The 14,557-nt window shown below is 74.8% G+C and carries 11 protein-coding genes and 1 tRNA gene; 4 read left to right on the top strand and 8 right to left on the bottom strand.

Features of this window, described 5'->3' with window-relative positions; translation table 11 throughout:
- Positions 1-112 precede the first annotated feature (112 nt).
- From IPO09_00475 to ileS, 6 genes are all read right to left on the bottom strand, one after another.
- Positions 113-185, bottom strand: a tRNA-Phe gene (locus tag IPO09_00475).
- Between the two features lie 75 nt (positions 186-260).
- Positions 261-785, bottom strand: a complete 525-nt coding sequence (locus IPO09_00470; protein MBK9515827.1) for a hypothetical protein — start codon at positions 783-785, stop codon at positions 261-263.
- Positions 786-981: 196 nt separating this feature from the next.
- Entirely contained in the window at positions 982-1,281 is a 300-nt protein-coding gene (locus IPO09_00465) for a hypothetical protein (protein MBK9515826.1), read from the bottom strand.
- A 692-nt stretch (positions 1,282-1,973) separates the two neighbouring features.
- A complete protein-coding gene (gene lgt, locus IPO09_00460; GenBank protein ID MBK9515825.1) occupies positions 1,974-2,840 on the bottom strand; it encodes a prolipoprotein diacylglyceryl transferase in 867 nt (288 codons plus the stop codon).
- Positions 2,841-3,095: 255 nt separating this feature from the next.
- A complete protein-coding gene (lspA, locus tag IPO09_00455; GenBank protein ID MBK9515824.1) occupies positions 3,096-3,674 on the bottom strand; it encodes a signal peptidase II in 579 nt (192 codons plus the stop codon).
- Positions 3,675-3,685: 11 nt separating this feature from the next.
- A complete protein-coding gene (gene ileS, locus IPO09_00450; protein MBK9515823.1) occupies positions 3,686-6,532 on the bottom strand; it encodes an isoleucine--tRNA ligase in 2,847 nt (948 codons plus the stop codon).
- Positions 6,533-6,660: 128 nt separating this feature from the next.
- On the opposite strand from ileS, the gene IPO09_00445 reads away from it, so the two are divergent.
- From IPO09_00445 to IPO09_00430, 4 genes are all read left to right on the top strand, one after another.
- The gene (locus IPO09_00445) at positions 6,661-7,644 is read left to right on the top strand and encodes a RimK family alpha-L-glutamate ligase (protein ID MBK9515822.1); all 984 of its coding nucleotides are present in this window, start codon (positions 6,661-6,663) and stop codon (positions 7,642-7,644) included.
- A gap of 152 nt (positions 7,645-7,796) precedes the next feature.
- Entirely contained in the window at positions 7,797-8,858 is a 1,062-nt protein-coding gene (locus tag IPO09_00440; GenBank protein ID MBK9515821.1) for a hypothetical protein, read from the top strand.
- Positions 8,859-8,865: 7 nt separating this feature from the next.
- The gene (locus tag IPO09_00435) at positions 8,866-10,848 is read left to right on the top strand and encodes a (Fe-S)-binding protein (GenBank protein ID MBK9515820.1); all 1,983 of its coding nucleotides are present in this window, start codon (positions 8,866-8,868) and stop codon (positions 10,846-10,848) included.
- A gap of 568 nt (positions 10,849-11,416) precedes the next feature.
- On the top strand, positions 11,417-11,875 hold the full coding sequence (locus IPO09_00430) for a periplasmic heavy metal sensor (protein MBK9515819.1): 459 nt from the start codon (positions 11,417-11,419) through the stop codon (positions 11,873-11,875).
- Between the two features lie 13 nt (positions 11,876-11,888).
- Here IPO09_00430 and IPO09_00425 read toward each other — a convergent pair whose 3' ends face one another.
- Together IPO09_00425 and IPO09_00420 are read right to left on the bottom strand one after the other, a co-directional pair.
- Positions 11,889-13,619, bottom strand: a complete 1,731-nt coding sequence (locus IPO09_00425; protein ID MBK9515818.1) for an SDR family oxidoreductase — start codon at positions 13,617-13,619, stop codon at positions 11,889-11,891.
- A gap of 119 nt (positions 13,620-13,738) precedes the next feature.
- A complete protein-coding gene (locus IPO09_00420; protein MBK9515817.1) occupies positions 13,739-14,554 on the bottom strand; it encodes a hypothetical protein in 816 nt (271 codons plus the stop codon).
- Between the last annotated feature and the right edge of the window lie 3 nt (positions 14,555-14,557).

Below are 14,557 nucleotides of genomic sequence, written 5' to 3'. Positions count from 1 at the left end.
GCCAGGAGAACGTCGGAGCCGCCCACCGACGCCACCTCCGTGGAGCCAGAAAACGTTGAGGCCCCAGGGACTTTGCGGTCCGTGGGGCCTCGGTGTTCGAGCGATGTTGGAGTGCCTGGACCCGGAATCGAACCAGGGACACGGGGATTTTCAGTCCCCTGCTCTACCAGCTGAGCTATCCAGGCGTGCGGCTCCCCCCGGCTGGCGCCGAGGGGGGCCTGTTTTACGATCCGGCGCCCGGGGATGCAAACCCCAAATCGCTAGTCGCCGCCCATGCCGGCGGAGGGAGCCTCGGGGGGCCGGCCGGCCTGGCCGGCGGGCTCGTCCAGCGGCGGGGCCGGGAGCAGGGCGGCCGCGGGCCGGCGGAGGAGTCCGGGGTCGAGCCCAGCCAGGGTGGCCAGGCGCGGCGCGCGCGCCTGCGCCCTCAGCGCCCGGGTCTCGGCCTCCAGGCGCGCCATGTCGTCGGCGTGCCAGGCGTTCCCGGCGCAGGCCAGCGCGGTCACCCCGGCGTGCCGCTGGCGCTGCTCCTCCCAGTGGCGCACCCGCGCCTGCCCCACCAGCAGCCGCGCCTGCAGGTCGTCGAGCGACCCGCGCAGCGCGGCCTGCTGCGCCTCGCCCGTGGCCCTGGCCTTCGCCCTGCCGTCGCGCGTCGCCGAGAGGTGCACCCCGGTGGCCACCAGCGCCACCAGCGCCGCCGCCGCCAGCCCGCCCGCCACGGCCGGGGCCGCGACGGACCGCAGCGTGCGTCCGGCCTCGCCGCCGCCCGCAGCCGCTCCCGGCTCCATCGTCCCGGTCCCCTGGCCCATCGCCACCTCCCGCCACCGCCGCTGGCGAGTCGAGACCTGCGGAGGGGCGTGGCGTGGCGCATCACCCGGGTGGAGGCACCGCCCCGAGAAGCACCCAGCGTGACTGGGACCGAACGTTTACTTGTCACCGGGGCGCGGCACGCGCCGGTCGAGGCGAGCACGCCCGCGGGCGCGCTCAGCCCTTGCGCGGCACCGCGGTGAGCTTGGCCTTGCCGTCCTTGATGACCACCTTGAACTCCACGGCGCTGGCGTCGTGCTGCCTCATGATCTCGGGGATCTGCTTGGTGACGCTGCGCGAGACGGCGTCGTAGGTGAGCCGCGAGGTGTCCTCGTTGCAGCGCTTCTTGGCAGAGATGTAGGCGTCGTAGAGCTCGCGCAGCTGGGCCTCGCCGAGGCGGCCGGCCGCGGCGGGCGAGGGGGCCTGCGCGGCGGGTCGCGCCGGCGGGGAGGCCGAGGCCGGGGCCGCGGGCTTCACCGGTGGTGACACCCCCGGCCCGGCCGGGCGCGGGGCGCGGCGGGCGTGGGGTGACCGCGCCGCCGGGCAGCGCAGCTGCGGGCGCCGGGGGGGGCGGCGACGTCGGCCCGGCCTGGAGCCCCGCTCCGCTGGCGGCCGCCGGCGCGTCGCCGAAGTCGGAGAGGTCCACGTCCTCGCCGGCGTGCTGCTCGAGCCCGGTCGCGCCGGCCTTCGCCCTGGGCGCGCCCCGCGCCGCCTCGGCACCGGCCCGCCCGCGGGCGTGCAGCCTGGCCTTGAAGAGGTCGCGCCGGTAGGTGCCCTCCTCGCGCTCGCGCGCGCTGCGCAGCCAGAGCCGCTCGTAGGAGATGAAGCGGGCGTGCAGCGACTGCACCCGGAAGCGCAGGCCGGTGTTGCGCGTGAACTGCTCCTTGAGGCGCAGCACCCGCTTGCGCACCTCCTCGCGCCACTTGGCCGGCTCCCGGAGCTCCACGCCCAGGAAGTACATCTCGTACTTGGCCTTCAGCTCCTCGACCTCGGCCTCCAGGGCCGTGCAGGCCTCGACCAGCTCGTCGCCCGCGCTGCGGGCGCGCCCGGACGAGTCCTGGGGGGCCTTGGGATCGAGCGGCGGTGCTCTGGGCGGGGGGGCGGCCACCGGGCGAGTCTATCGGCCGGTCAGGGCTGGAGCAACGCGCCGGCCGGGCCGCGCCGGCCGCTCAGGTGGCCTCGGCGGCCAGGCGCGCCTGGCGCTTGCGCCAGCCGGTCGCGAACACGGCGGCGCCGGCGGCGAAGATCACGATCGAGGTCCACTGCCCGACGCCCAGCCCGAGCACCACGCCGCGCTCCACGTCGCCGCGGAAGGCCTCCACCACGGTGCGCAGCACCGCGTAGGCCATCAGCCAGGTGGCCAGCACCTCGCCGTGGAAGCGCTTGCGCGGCCGCACCCAGAGCACCAGCAGGAGGAACAGCCCCAGCTCGCCGAACGACTCGTAGAGCTGCGTCGGGTGCAGCGGCAGGGTGTGCAGGCGGTCGGCCGCCAGGAAGGCGGCCGGATCGGGGCGGCCGGCGAAGGTCTGGAAGGCCAGCGACTCGGGCGGGAACTCGGCCAGCCACGGCAGGTGGGCGTGCGCCACGTCGCCCCAGCAGCAGCCGGCCCCGAAGCAGCCGAGCCGCCCGAAGAAGTGGCCGATGGCCACGCTGGGGATGAGGGTGTCGGCGTGCGCCAGGAAGTCCATCCGGTGCTTGCGCAGGTAGAGCCAGGCCGCCGCCGCCGCCCCCAGGAAGCCGCCGTAGAAGACCAGCCCGCCCTCCCAGATGGCCAGCACCCGCGGGATGCGCCCGAGGGGCGTCGCCACCAGGAAGGTGCCGGCCTCGAAGTAGTCGCGCCAGTTGACCAGGATGAAGTAGACGCGGCTGCCCACCAGCGCCGCCACCAGGATCCAGAAGGAGAGGTCGGCGATCCGCTCGGGGTCCTGGCCGCGCCGCCTGGCCTCGCGCTGCGCCAGGCCGATGCCCACGATGAAGCCGGTGGCGATCAGCAGGCCGTAGGTGTGCAGCGGCAGGCGCAGCTCACGGTCGAGCAGGCCACCCCGCCAGAGCCCGAGCCCCGCCGCCACCAGGGCCGCGATGACCCAGGCGTCGTCCTTGAGGGCCTGCAGGAAGGAGACCGGGTGGCCGTCGGCCTTGGCCCGGCGCAGGTAGGCCAGGGCGCGGCCCACCACCAGCACCAGCACGGCCAGGCCCACCGCCGGCTTGGCCAGCCAGGCCGGGATGACGATCGAGAAGAGGACGGGGAGCATCGTGATCCTTCGGGGGAGAGAAGGCGCGGGGGCCCGGGTTCATTCCCGGGCGGCCGGGGCCTCCGGCTTCGGGCCGGGGAAGAGCAGCAGCAGCGCCACCCCCACCACGATCAGCGAGTCGGCCACGTTGAAGGTGGGCCAGGCGAGGTCCGGCCGGCGCCACCAGTGCCAGTCCACGAAGTCCACCACGTAGCCGCGGGCCAGCCGGTCGACGTAGTTGCCCCAGGCCCCGGAGAGCACCAGGGAGAGCGCCGCCTGCTGCAGCCGCTGCCCCGCCGGCAGGCGCTTCACGTAGAGCAGGATGAAGGCCGTGGCCGCCAGCACCACCGCCCCGAAGAAGAGGGTGCGGGTGCGCAGGTCCATGTCGCGGAGGAAGCCCCAGGCGGCCCCGGGGTTCTCCACGTAGCGCATGCGCCACATGGGCGCCCAGACCACGTGCGGGTCGGTGGCGTACCGCTCCAGGTGCTGCAGCGCGTAGAAGCCCTTCACCCGGTCGGTCAGCCCGGCGCCGGTCCGATCGAGCGCGGTGGTGAGCCGGTCCACCGCCAGGAACTTGCTGGCCTGGTCGGCCAGCAGGCCGGTCACCAGGATCACCACCAGCAGCCGCCACCTCGACATGCCGCCTCCGCTCACGCCAGCGCCGCCAGGCACTTGCCGCAGATGGTGGGGTGCTCGGCGCTGGCCCCCACGTCCTCGGCCTGCACCCAGCAGCGGGCGCACTTCTGGCCGGGCGCCAGCGACACCACCACGCCGGGCGGGCCGTCGGCCAGCACCACCTTGGAGACGATGAGCAGCGCCGGCAGCTCGGCCCGGTTGGCCTCCAGCAGGGCCCGCTGCTCGCCGCTGCTGGTGAGGGTCAGGCAGGCCTCCAGGCTCTTGCCGATGAGCTTCTGCTCGCGGGCCCGCTCCAGCGCCGGCCCCGCCGCCGCCCGCAGCTCGAAGAGGGCGCCGTAGCGCGCCTCCAGGGCGTCGGCGTCGGCCGGCCGCTCGCGGCGCGGCAGGCCGGCCAGGAACACCGACTCCTCCTCGCGGCCGGGCAGGTGGCCCCAGGCCTCGCTGGCGGTGAAGGAGATGACCGGGGCCAGCAGCACCATCAGGTCGTGCGCCACCGCCCAGAGCACCGTCTGGGCGCTGCGCCGCGCCTTCCCGTCCTGCCGGGCGGTGTAGAGCCGGTCCTTGACGATGTCGAAGTAGAGGGCCGACAGCTCCACCGAGCAGAGCTGGATGGTGGCGTGGTAGGCCACGTGGAACTCGTACTCCTCGTAGGCCCGGGTGACCTTCTCGGCCCAGGCGGCCAGCCGCCCCATGGCCCAGCGATCCAGCGGCTCGAGCTCGGCCAGCGGCACGGCGTGGCGCGCCGGGTCGAAGCCGTCCACCGCGCCCAGGGCGTAGCGGATGGTGTTGCGGATCTTGCGGTAGCCCTCCGCCAGGCCGGAGAGGATCTCGTCGCTGACCCGCACGTCGTCGCGGTAGTCGGAGGCGGCCACCCACAGCCGCAGCACGTCGGCGCCGTACTTCTTGATGACCTCCTCGGGCGCCACCGTGTTGCCCAGGCTCTTCGACATGGCCTTGCCCTGGCCGTCGAGCACGAAGCCGTGGGTCAGCACCGCCCGGTAGGGCGCCTGGCCGCGGATGGCCACGCCGGTGAGCAGCGAGGAGTGGAACCAGCCGCGGTGCTGGTCGGAGCCCTCCAGGTAGAGGTCCACCGGCGCGCCCATGCCCGGGTCGCGCTCGGCCACCGCCGCCCAGGAGACGCCCGAGTCCCACCAGACGTCCAGGATGTCCTGCTCGCGCCGGAAGGCGGCGCCGCCGCAGCCGGCGCAGGTGGCGCCCTGGGTGAAGTCGCCCGGCGGCCGCCGGTACCAGGCCTCGATGCCCTCCTGCTCGAAGGTGTCGGCCACCCGGTTCATCACCGCCGGCGACACCAGCGGCTCGGCGCAGCCCTGGCAGTAGAAGACCGGGATGGGCACGCCCCAGGTGCGCTGGCGCGACAGGCACCAGTCGGGGCGGTTCTCGATCATGTTGTGGATGCGGTCTCGCCCCCAGTGCGGGATCCACTGGACCTTGTCGATCTCGGCCAGCGCCTGCGCGCGCATGTCGAGGTGGTCCAGCGAGAGGAACCACTGGTCGGTGGCGCGGAACACCACCGGGTGGTGGCAGCGCCAGCAGTGCGGGTAGCTGTGCTCCAGCTTGGCGCCGGGGTCGGAGAGCAGGTGGCCGGAGGCGAACAGGTCGGCCACGATCTCCTTGTTGGCGTCGAAGATCTTCTTGCCGGCGTAGCGGCCGGCCGCCTCGGTGAAGACGCCGGCGCCGTCCACCGGGTTCAGGACCTCCAGCTTGTACTTCAGGCCCACCTGGTAGTCCTCGGCGCCGTGCCCCGGCGCGGTGTGGACCAGGCCGGTGCCGGCCTCCAGGGTGACGTGGTCGCCCAGGATCACCGGCGACCGCCGCCCCATGAACGGGTGCTGGTAGGAGAGCCCCTCCAGCTGCCTCCCCTCGAAGTAGGCCAGCACCCGCTCCGGGTGGCGCAGCGCCGCCACCGCCAGCACGCCGCCGCCGCCGGTGGCCGCCCCGTGGGCCGCCGGCGAGTGGGGCGCCGGCACGTCCTGGGTGGTCAGCTCGCCGGGCGCGCAGTCGGCCAGGAAGCCGGCCAGCAGGTCCTTGGCCACCACCACCACCGTGCCGGAGAGGTCGTAGGCCACGTAGGTGAGGTCCGGGTGGGCCGCCACCGCCAGGTTGGCCGGCAGGGTCCAGGGGGTGGTGGTCCAGATGACCAGCCGGGCCGCCCGGCCCGCCAGCCCGGCGTCGGGCAGCGGCGCCGTGAGGTCGAAGGCCACGTAGATGGAGGGCGAGACGTGGTTCTCGTACTCCACCTCCGCCTCGGCCAGCGCGGTCCGGTCGGTGATGCACCAGTAGACCGGCTTCTTGCCGCGGAAGAGGAAGCCGCGCTCGGCGGCGCGCGCCAGCGCCCGCACCGTGTCGGCCTCGTAGCCCTTGTTCATGGTGGCGTAGGGCGCGTCCCAGCGGCCGAAGACGCCCAGCCGGCGGAAGGCGTCGCGCTGCCGCTCGATCCACTTCTGCGCGTAGCTGCGGCAGGCGCCGATGACGGCCGGCCGGTCCATCTCGCGCTTCTTCGGCCCCAGCTCCTTGTCGACCTTCAGCTCGATGGGCAGGCCGTGGCAGTCCCAGCCGGGGACGTAGTCCGCCACCTCGCCCTTCAGGTTGCGGTACTTGACGATCACGTCCTTGAGGATCTTGTTGAGGGCGTGGCCGATGTGGATGTCCCCGTTGGCGTAGGGCGGCCCGTCGTGCAGCACGAACCGCTTGGCCCCCGGGCGGGCCGCGTTGCGGGCCACCACCCTGGCGAAGAGGCCGGACGCCTCCCAGCCGCGCAGGGTCTCCGGCTCCCGCTGCGCCAGGTTGGCCTTCATCGGGAAGTCGGTCTTCGGCAGCTGGATCGTGTCCTTGTAGTCCACGCTTGTCCCTCGGAAAGACAGCGGTTCTAGCAGCGGCGGCCCATCCGATCAACGAAGCGGGCCGCCCGCGCGCGGCGCGCAACGCCGCGTTGCCACCCGCCGGGCGCGGGGCTACCCTCGCCTTCCCCATGGCGAGCGCCAAGTCCCGGGCCGTGAAGCCCCCCGCGCGCCGCCGCCGCGCCGCCCCCACCCGGCTGGGCGTGGTGATCCTCTCGCGCAACGCCAAGCTCCACTCCACCCGGCGGCTGGTGGCGGCGGCCCGCGCCCAGGGCCACGCCCCGCGGGTGCTCGACACCCTGCGCTGCGACATGGTGCTGGGGCGCGACCGGCCGCGCCTCTTCTACCGCGGCGAGGAGCTGGAGCCGCGCCGGGTGCACGTGGCCATCCCGCGCATCGGCGCCTCCATCACCGGCTACGGGCTGTCGGTGGTGAACCAGCTCGACCTCATGGGCGTGCCGGTGCTGGCCGCCGCCACCCCCATCGCCCGCTCGCGGGACAAGCTGCGCGCCCTGCAGCTCCTGTCGCGCTTCGGCATCGACATCCCTCGCACCGCCATGTGCCGCTACCGCGACGAGGTGCCGGCGGCGGTGGAGATGATCGGCGGGCTGCCCTGCATCGTGAAGCTCATCCAGGGCACCCAGGGCGTGGGGGTGATGATCGCCTCCACCATGGCCGAGGTGGAGGGGCTGCTCGACACCCTCTGGACCCTGGGCCAGGAGATCATCCTGCAGGAGCTGGTGGCCGAGTCGCGCGGCAAGGACGTGCGGGCGCTGGTCATCGGCGACCGGGTGGTGGCCGCCATGCGCCGCACCGCCCGCGCCGGCGAGTTCCGCTCCAACATCCACCGCGGCGGGGAGGCCACCGCCCTCGACCTGCCGCGCGACTACGCCGAGGTGGCGGTCAAGGCGGCGCGGGTCATGGGGCTGGAGGTGGCCGGGGTGGACATGCTGGAGGCGCGCACCGGCCCCAAGATCATGGAGGTGAACAGCTCCCCGGGGTTCGAGGGGCTGGAGGCCGCCACCGGCCTCGACATCGCCTCGCTCTACGTGGGCCACGCGGTGGAGTTCGCCTTCGCCCGCACCAGCGGCCCGGCCGGCGGGCACCTGCTCTAGGCGGGCGGGGCGGCGCCTCGGCCGGGGCGTCCCGGGGCGCTGCGGCCCCCTGACGCGCCGCGACAATCCCTTGCGCTCCCGCCCTGAATGGCAGAGCCTCCCGGAGCGTCCCCGCTGGCAGAGGGTCCCCCCCTCGCGGAGGAGTCCACCCCATGAAGCGCACCCTGCTCGCCCTCATCCCCGCCGTCCTGCTGGCTGGCTGCTACGTCGGCCACGGCCCCTACGACCCGGTGGCGGTCGGCGCGCCGCCGCCGGCCCCGCTGCCGCCGCGGCCGGTCCAGATCTCCTACTGGGACCAGCACTTCATCCCCGAGGCCTTCGGCGGCGGGTGGTGCTACCTGCAGGGGCCGCACACCCACGAGTACGGGCCGGACCGCGAGGACTGGTACGAGCGCGACAACGGCTACCTCTACTACCGCGGGCCGTTCGAGTTCCTCTACGACACCGGCCACCCGCTGCCCGGCGGCGGCTGGTGCCCCTTCAGCGGGCCGCACCGGCACGACTACTACCCGCCGCGCAGCGGCGACTGGCACTGGCAGAGCGGCCGGGGCTGGCGCTACCGCGGCGACTACAACCCTGGCCGCCCGCCGCCGCCCGCCTACTGGCCGCGCCCGCTCCCCCCGCCGCCCCGGGTGGCGCCTCCCATCGCCCGCCCGCCGGACCGCCCGGCGCCTCCTGGCTGGAGCCCGGTCGCGCCGCCTCGCCCCGGCCCGGGCCCGGTGCGCCCCGAGCCGCCCCGTCCCAACCCGTGGCCGCCGCGCGACAACGACCGGGACGACGATCGCGACCGGGACCGGGGCCGCGACGACGGCCGCGGCTCCCCGGGCCGCTCCGGCGAGGCCCCCGGCCACGGCGCCCTGCCCCCCGGCCACGGCGGCACGCCCCCGGGCCAGGTCACGCCACCCCCCGGCCGCCCCGAGCCACCCCGGTTCGATCCCCCCCGCGGTGGGCCGGTGACGCCGCCGCCCGGCTTCCGGCAGCCAGGGCAGCCTCCAGCCGCCCCCCCGGTCGTCGCCCCGCCGCCCCCCTCGGCCCCGCCCAGGACGCCGCCGCCCGTCTTCCGCACGCCGGTCGACCGGGGCCGCGAGAAGGGCAAGGTCCCGGACCTCGAGAAGCCCAAGGACAAGGACAAGGACAGGAAGGGCGACAAGGAGAAGGACGACCAGGCCCCGCCGCCCAGGTCCGACCGCCCACGGCCGCCCTCGCCGCGCTGACCCACCCATGAACCCACTGCTCACCGCGGCCCTGCTGCTCCTCGGCGGGGCCGCCTTCGCGGTCTCCGCCTTCGTCCGCCTCGCCCCGCTCCTCGCCCTTCGGCGGGTGGACCGGGTCTCCGATCCGGAGGCACGGCTCGGCTCGCTCTTCCGCTTCGGCTTCGGCCAGCGGCGGCTGCTGGACCCGGAGGAGTGGGTCCCCGGCCTGCTCCACGTGGCGCTCTTCGCGGCCTTCGTGGTGCTCGGCGCGCGCACCGTCACGCTCTTCGGCATGGGCTTCGCCGAGGACTTCCACCTGCCCGGCCTGGCGCCCGGCTCGGCGCTCGGCGAGGCCTATGCGCTGGTGAAGGACGTGGTGGTCTACGGCGCCATCGTCGGCGCCGTCGGCTTCCTCTGGCGGCGGCTGGTGACCAGGCCGGACCGCGTCACCGCCTCCACCGAGGGCACGATCATCCTCGGCTTCATCCTGGGCCTGATGCTCAGCGAGCTGGCCTTCGAGCGCGCCGAGGCGCTCGGCGCCCTGGGGCTCTCCCCCGGCGGCGTGGAGTTCTTCCGCCAGGGCGGCTTCTGGCTGCACCTGGTGCTGATCCTGGTCTTCCTCAACGTGCTGCCGCACGGCAAGCACTTCCACATCGTCACCGCCCTGCCCAACGTCTTCTTCCGCCGCTCGCCCCCGCTGGCGCGGCTGGAGAAGCTCGACCTGGAGTCGGAGGGGGCCCGCTTCGGCAGCGCCACCGTGAAGGACCTCTCCTGGAAGGAGGGCTGGGACGTCTACAGCTGCACCGAGTGCGGCCGCTGCCAGACCCACTGCCCCACCTACGTGACCGGCAAGCCGCTCAGCCACAAGGAGGTCAACCGCACCCTGCGGCGCCACCTCGGCGAGGTGGGGCCGGACCTGGTGGCGCTGGTGCGGGCCCGGGATCCCGCGGCCCGGGAGGCGCTGGCCGCCACGCTGCCCCCGCTCTCCGAGGTGATCCCGCCCGAGACCTTCTGGGCCTGCACCACCTGCGGCTGGTGCGAGACCGCCTGCCCGGTGCTCATCGAGAACGTGCCCCGCCTCATCGACCTGCGCCGCCAGGCGGTGCAGGTGGACTCGGTCTTCCCGGACGAGGCGGCCCGCATCTTCAAGGGCATCGAGACCCAGGGGAACCCCTGGGGCATCGGCTCCAACAAGCGCACCGAGTGGTGCGAGGATCTCGACCTGCCCCGCGCCTCCTCCGGCGCGCCGTTCGAGTACCTGTTCTTCGTCGGCTGCGCCGGCGCCTTCGACGACCGGCAGAAGAAGGTCTCGCGCGCCATCGTCACCATCCTGCGCGCGGCCGGGGTCTCCTTCGCCATCCTGGGCGAGGAGGAGACCTGCACCGGCGACGCCGCCCGGCGGCTGGGCAACGAGTACCTGTTCCAGCTGCAGGCCGCCGCGCTCACCGAGACGCTCAACGGCCACGGGGTGAAGAAGATCCTGGTGCAGTGCCCCCACTGCCTCAACACCATCAAGAACGAGCTGCCCGACTTCGGCGGCCGCTTCGAGGTGGTGCACCACGCCGAGCTGATCGCCCGGCTGGTGGCCGACCGGCGGCTCACGCCCGGCCAGGCTGAGGGGCTCTCCGGCACCGCCGTCACCTTCCACGACCCCTGCTACCTGGCCCGCTGGAACGGCGTGGTCGAGCCGCCGCGCGCGGCGCTCCGGTCGGCCGGCATCACCCCGCTGGAGATGGAGCGCAGCGGCCGACAGGGCTTCTGCTGCGGCGCCGGCGGCGGGCGCATGTGGCTGGAGGAGACGCTCGGCACCCGCATCAACCGGAACCGGGTGGACGAGGCGGTGGCCACGCTCGGGGAGCAGGGCGGCGTCATCGCCACCGGCTGCCCCTTCTGCCTCACCATGATGAAGGACGGCATCGCCGACGCCGGCAAGGAGGAGACGGTGCGGGCCATGGACGTGGCCGAGCTGGTGGCGCTGGGGCTGCCGAAGGTCGAGGCGCCGCGGGGCTGAGGCGGCCGCACCTGCTCCTGGGAGCCCCCTCACCCCTGCCCTCTCCCCCAGCCTGCTGGGGGAGAGGGAGCAGACTTGTTGAGCCTCCACCCGGTGGAGGCTTCCTCCGGTAGAGCCTCCCTGGTTGAGCCTCCCTGGTTGAGCCTCCCTGGTTGAGCCTCCCTGGTTGAGCCTCCCTGGTTGAGCCTCCCTGGTTGAGCCTCCCTGGTTGAGCCTCCCTGGTTGAGCCTCCCTGGTTGAGCCTCCCTGGTTGAGCCTCCCTGGTTGAGCCTCCCTGGTTGAGTTTGAGCCTCCCTGGTTGAGCCTCCCTGGTTGAGCCCCCCCTGGTTGAGCCTCCCAAGTTTGAGCCTCCCTCTCCCCCTCCGGGGGAGAGGGTCGGGGTGAGGGGGCGCCCAGATTGAGCCCGCGCTCCTCCTCAGTTTGAGCCTCCCTCTCCCCCCTGGGGAGAGGGCCGGGGTGAGGGGGCGTGGGGCGGGCCGCTTCACGTTTCGACACCGCGCCGCAGCCCGCCCTTCAGGCGGCGTCCCTATCTCTCGGGCGTGCCGTTCCCACCCACCCGGAGATGATCATGAGCCCCTTCCTCGCAGGCGCCCTCGGCGCCCTGGCCCTCGTCGTGACCCTGGGCGTCGCCCGCCGCCTCGTCTGGTTCCGCCGCATCCGCCGCTGGCGCGCCGGCGGTCCCCTCCCCGTCCGTCACCTGGCGGCGCGACTGAAGCTCCGCCCCGATCAGGAGGGCGTGCTGACCACCCAGCTCGAGGCCCTCTGGGGCGAGGCCTCGCAGCTCAAGGCCGACGGCCGCGCCCTCCGCGAGGACCTGGCCGCGCTGCTCTCGGCCGAGTCGCTCGACGCCGCCCAGATCTCGGCCACCCTCGACGCCCGACTCGGCCGGCTCGACGCGCTGCGCGCCCGGCTGGCCGAGGGGCTGGCGAGGGTCCACGCCACGCTCGACGCCGAGCAGCGGACCCGCGTGGCGGCGCTGGTGCGGAGCGGGCCGGGGCTCCGCCGTCACGGACACGGGCGTTGCTAGCGTCCTTCGCGCCCTACCAGGGCGCCGGCCGGTAGTCCTTGTAGAAGTGGCCGGCCTGGTGCCGCCCGGTCTGGAACCCCTCCACGATGGGGGCCACGATGCGGGCGGCGCCGTCGATGATGTCGAGCGGCGGGCTGAAGGCGTTCTCCTCGGCCTTGCGCGCGGCGATGTGGGCCGGGTCCTCGTCGGTGACCCAGCCGGTGTCGACGGCGTTCAGGTAGATGCCGTCCTTGCGCAGGTCGGGCGCGCTGGTGCGGACCAGCATGTTGAGCGCCGCCTTGGCCATGTTGGTGTGCGGGTGCCGGTCGGTCTTGAGCGACCGGTAGAACTGCCCCTCCATGGCCGAGACCAGCACCACGTGGCGGGCCGCGTCCCCGCTGGTGGCGCTGCCGGGCGGCGGGGTGGCCGAGCGGGCCATCAGCGGCCGGAGGCGGGCCGTCATCACGAAGGGGGCGGTGGCGTTGACCAGCAGCACCTCCAGCAGCTCCAGCGTCGGCACCTGGTCGAGGGCCAGCCGCCAGGAGTTGGTGGTGCGCAGGTCCACCTGCTGCAGGTCCTGGTCGAGCACGCCCTTGGGGAAGATCTCCAGGTGCGCCGGGCCGGCGCCCGCCAGCAGCAGGTCGGCGTCGCTGGCCGCCTGCGTCAGCTGCGCCGAGCGGGTCAGGCCGGCCGCGCTGTGGCGCCCGGCGTGCTCGGCCTTGATGGCCTCGTCGCTGCGCAGGAGGTCGCGCACCCCGGCCGGCAGCTCGGACACCGGGCGGTGCTCGTCGTCGAGCAGGTGGCCGTAGAAGCCGGGCGGCCGGCGCACCGTCTGGCAGGCGTTGTGGACCTGGAAGTCGAGGCGCGGCAGGGTCTGGTCCAGCCAGTGGCACAGGTGCTCGACGCTGGGGGTGTGGCGCAGGTCCACCCCGTGCACGATGAGCCGGTCGCGCCAGGCCTCGAAGTCCGGCTCGGCGGCGTAGCGGACCGCCGCGTCGCGCGGGAAGCGGGTGCAGGCCACCACCGTGCACCCGGCCCGCAGCAGCAGCAGGGCGCCCTGGAAGCCGATCTTCACCCGGGCGCCGGTGACCAGCGCCACTCGGCCCCTGAGGTCCACCGTGGCGGTGCGGCGGCGCTCGTTCTCGTCGCCGCAGGCGGGGCAGAGCTGGTCGTAGAAGTGGTGGAGGCGGCGGTACTCGAGCTTGCAGACGTAGCAGCTGCGCGGCGTGGCCAGCTCCGGGCCGGCGGCCGCGCCGGGCTCGGCGGCGGCGGACGGGTCCGGCTCGGCGCCGGCGGCCACCCGCAGGCCGGCCGCGGCCACCCGCTCGCGCTCCAGCTGCTCGGCCTCCACCGAGCCGTGCAGCACCGGCCACCACTCGGAGGCGTCGGTGCCGCGCGGCGGCAGCACCGGGAAGGGCGGCCGGAAGACCGGCTCCTCGCGGAGCTTGCGGATCCCGGCGCTGCGCCGCAGCGCCTCGTCCCCCTGCTTCTTGGCCTCCTGCTTCTTGCGCAGGATGGCGCGCAGCAGCCGCTTGCGCGACTTGAGGTCCGGCCCGGCCAGCTCCCCGCCGGCGCGCAGCAGGGCCTTGCGGGTCTCGTCGCCCACCGAGGCCAGCAGCGCCGGCTCGGCCACCAGGGCCGACAGCACCCGCACGGCCGCCTCGATCTCGGCGGGTGAGGGCGCAGGCGCCGCGACCGGGGAGGCAGGGCGCGGCGTGTCGGAGGGTGAAGCGGAGGGCTGCTCGGTCTCGTCGGGGCTGGACACGGGGGCTTCTTTACCCGGAGCGCGCCGCGGCGGAAAGGGCCGGGGGTGGGCCAGGCCGCGCCTGGGGCGGCGCCGCGCCGCGGCCGGCCCGCCACGGGCGGGAGCTCCTCCTCGGCCGCTCAGGCCGGGCGGCCGGCCCCGGCGTGGGCGCCCGACTGGGGGAACGCCGCCGCGCAGGCCTCCAGCCGGCGCCGCACCTCGCCCTCCAGCAGGTCGAGGTCGTTGCCGCTGCGCGGATCGGCCCCCACGCAGGTGAGGATGGTGTCGTGGGGCGAGGTCCGGCGCGCCAGCGCCTCGTAGTCGATGCGGCGCGGCACCGGCTCTCCGTCGCGCCCCGGCTTGAAGGCCCCGAAGAGCCCCTCCGAGCCCGGCTCCAGCTCCTCCTTGAGCGCCAGCAGGCCGGCCAGCGCCGCCCGGAAGGGCGCGTGCTCCAGGTGGCGCCGCTCCACGCCGGCCCCGGTGAGCGCCGCCACCGCGCCCAGGGCGGCCCTGAGGAAGGGCACGTCGGTCACCACCAGGCCGTAGAGGTGCCAGCCCCCGCAGGCCTGCTCGCACAGGGCCGCCTCGTCCTCGCCGAGCCAGGCGTGGCTGGGGCAGAGGAAGGCCTCGCAGGTGAGCACGTCGTAGGCGCCGGCGGCCCTGAGGTCCGGCCCGCCGGTGGCCAGGGGGTGGGCCAGGCAGCCGATGCGCCCGCCGGCCTCGTCGAGGAAGCCGAGCAAGGGGCAGAGGCGCACCGAGGGGAAGAGCGGGGTCGGGCCGTCGGCCGAGAGCCTGGCCGCCGCGGCGCGGAAGGCCGCCTCCTCCCGCGGCACCCGCGCCAGCGCCCGGGTGCGCCGCCACAGCTCGGCCTCCACCGCCGGGCGCGAGTGGTCCTCGGCGTTGTAGAGGCCGCAGCAGGCGCCGCAGCTGGCGGCGGCGCGCTGGCAGAGCTTCACCGG

It is taken from the genome of Anaeromyxobacter sp., from assembly GCA_016718565.1.
Taxonomy (GTDB): domain Bacteria; phylum Myxococcota; class Myxococcia; order Myxococcales; family Anaeromyxobacteraceae; genus JADKCZ01.
This window is presented reverse-complemented; position numbering and strand designations above follow the sequence as displayed.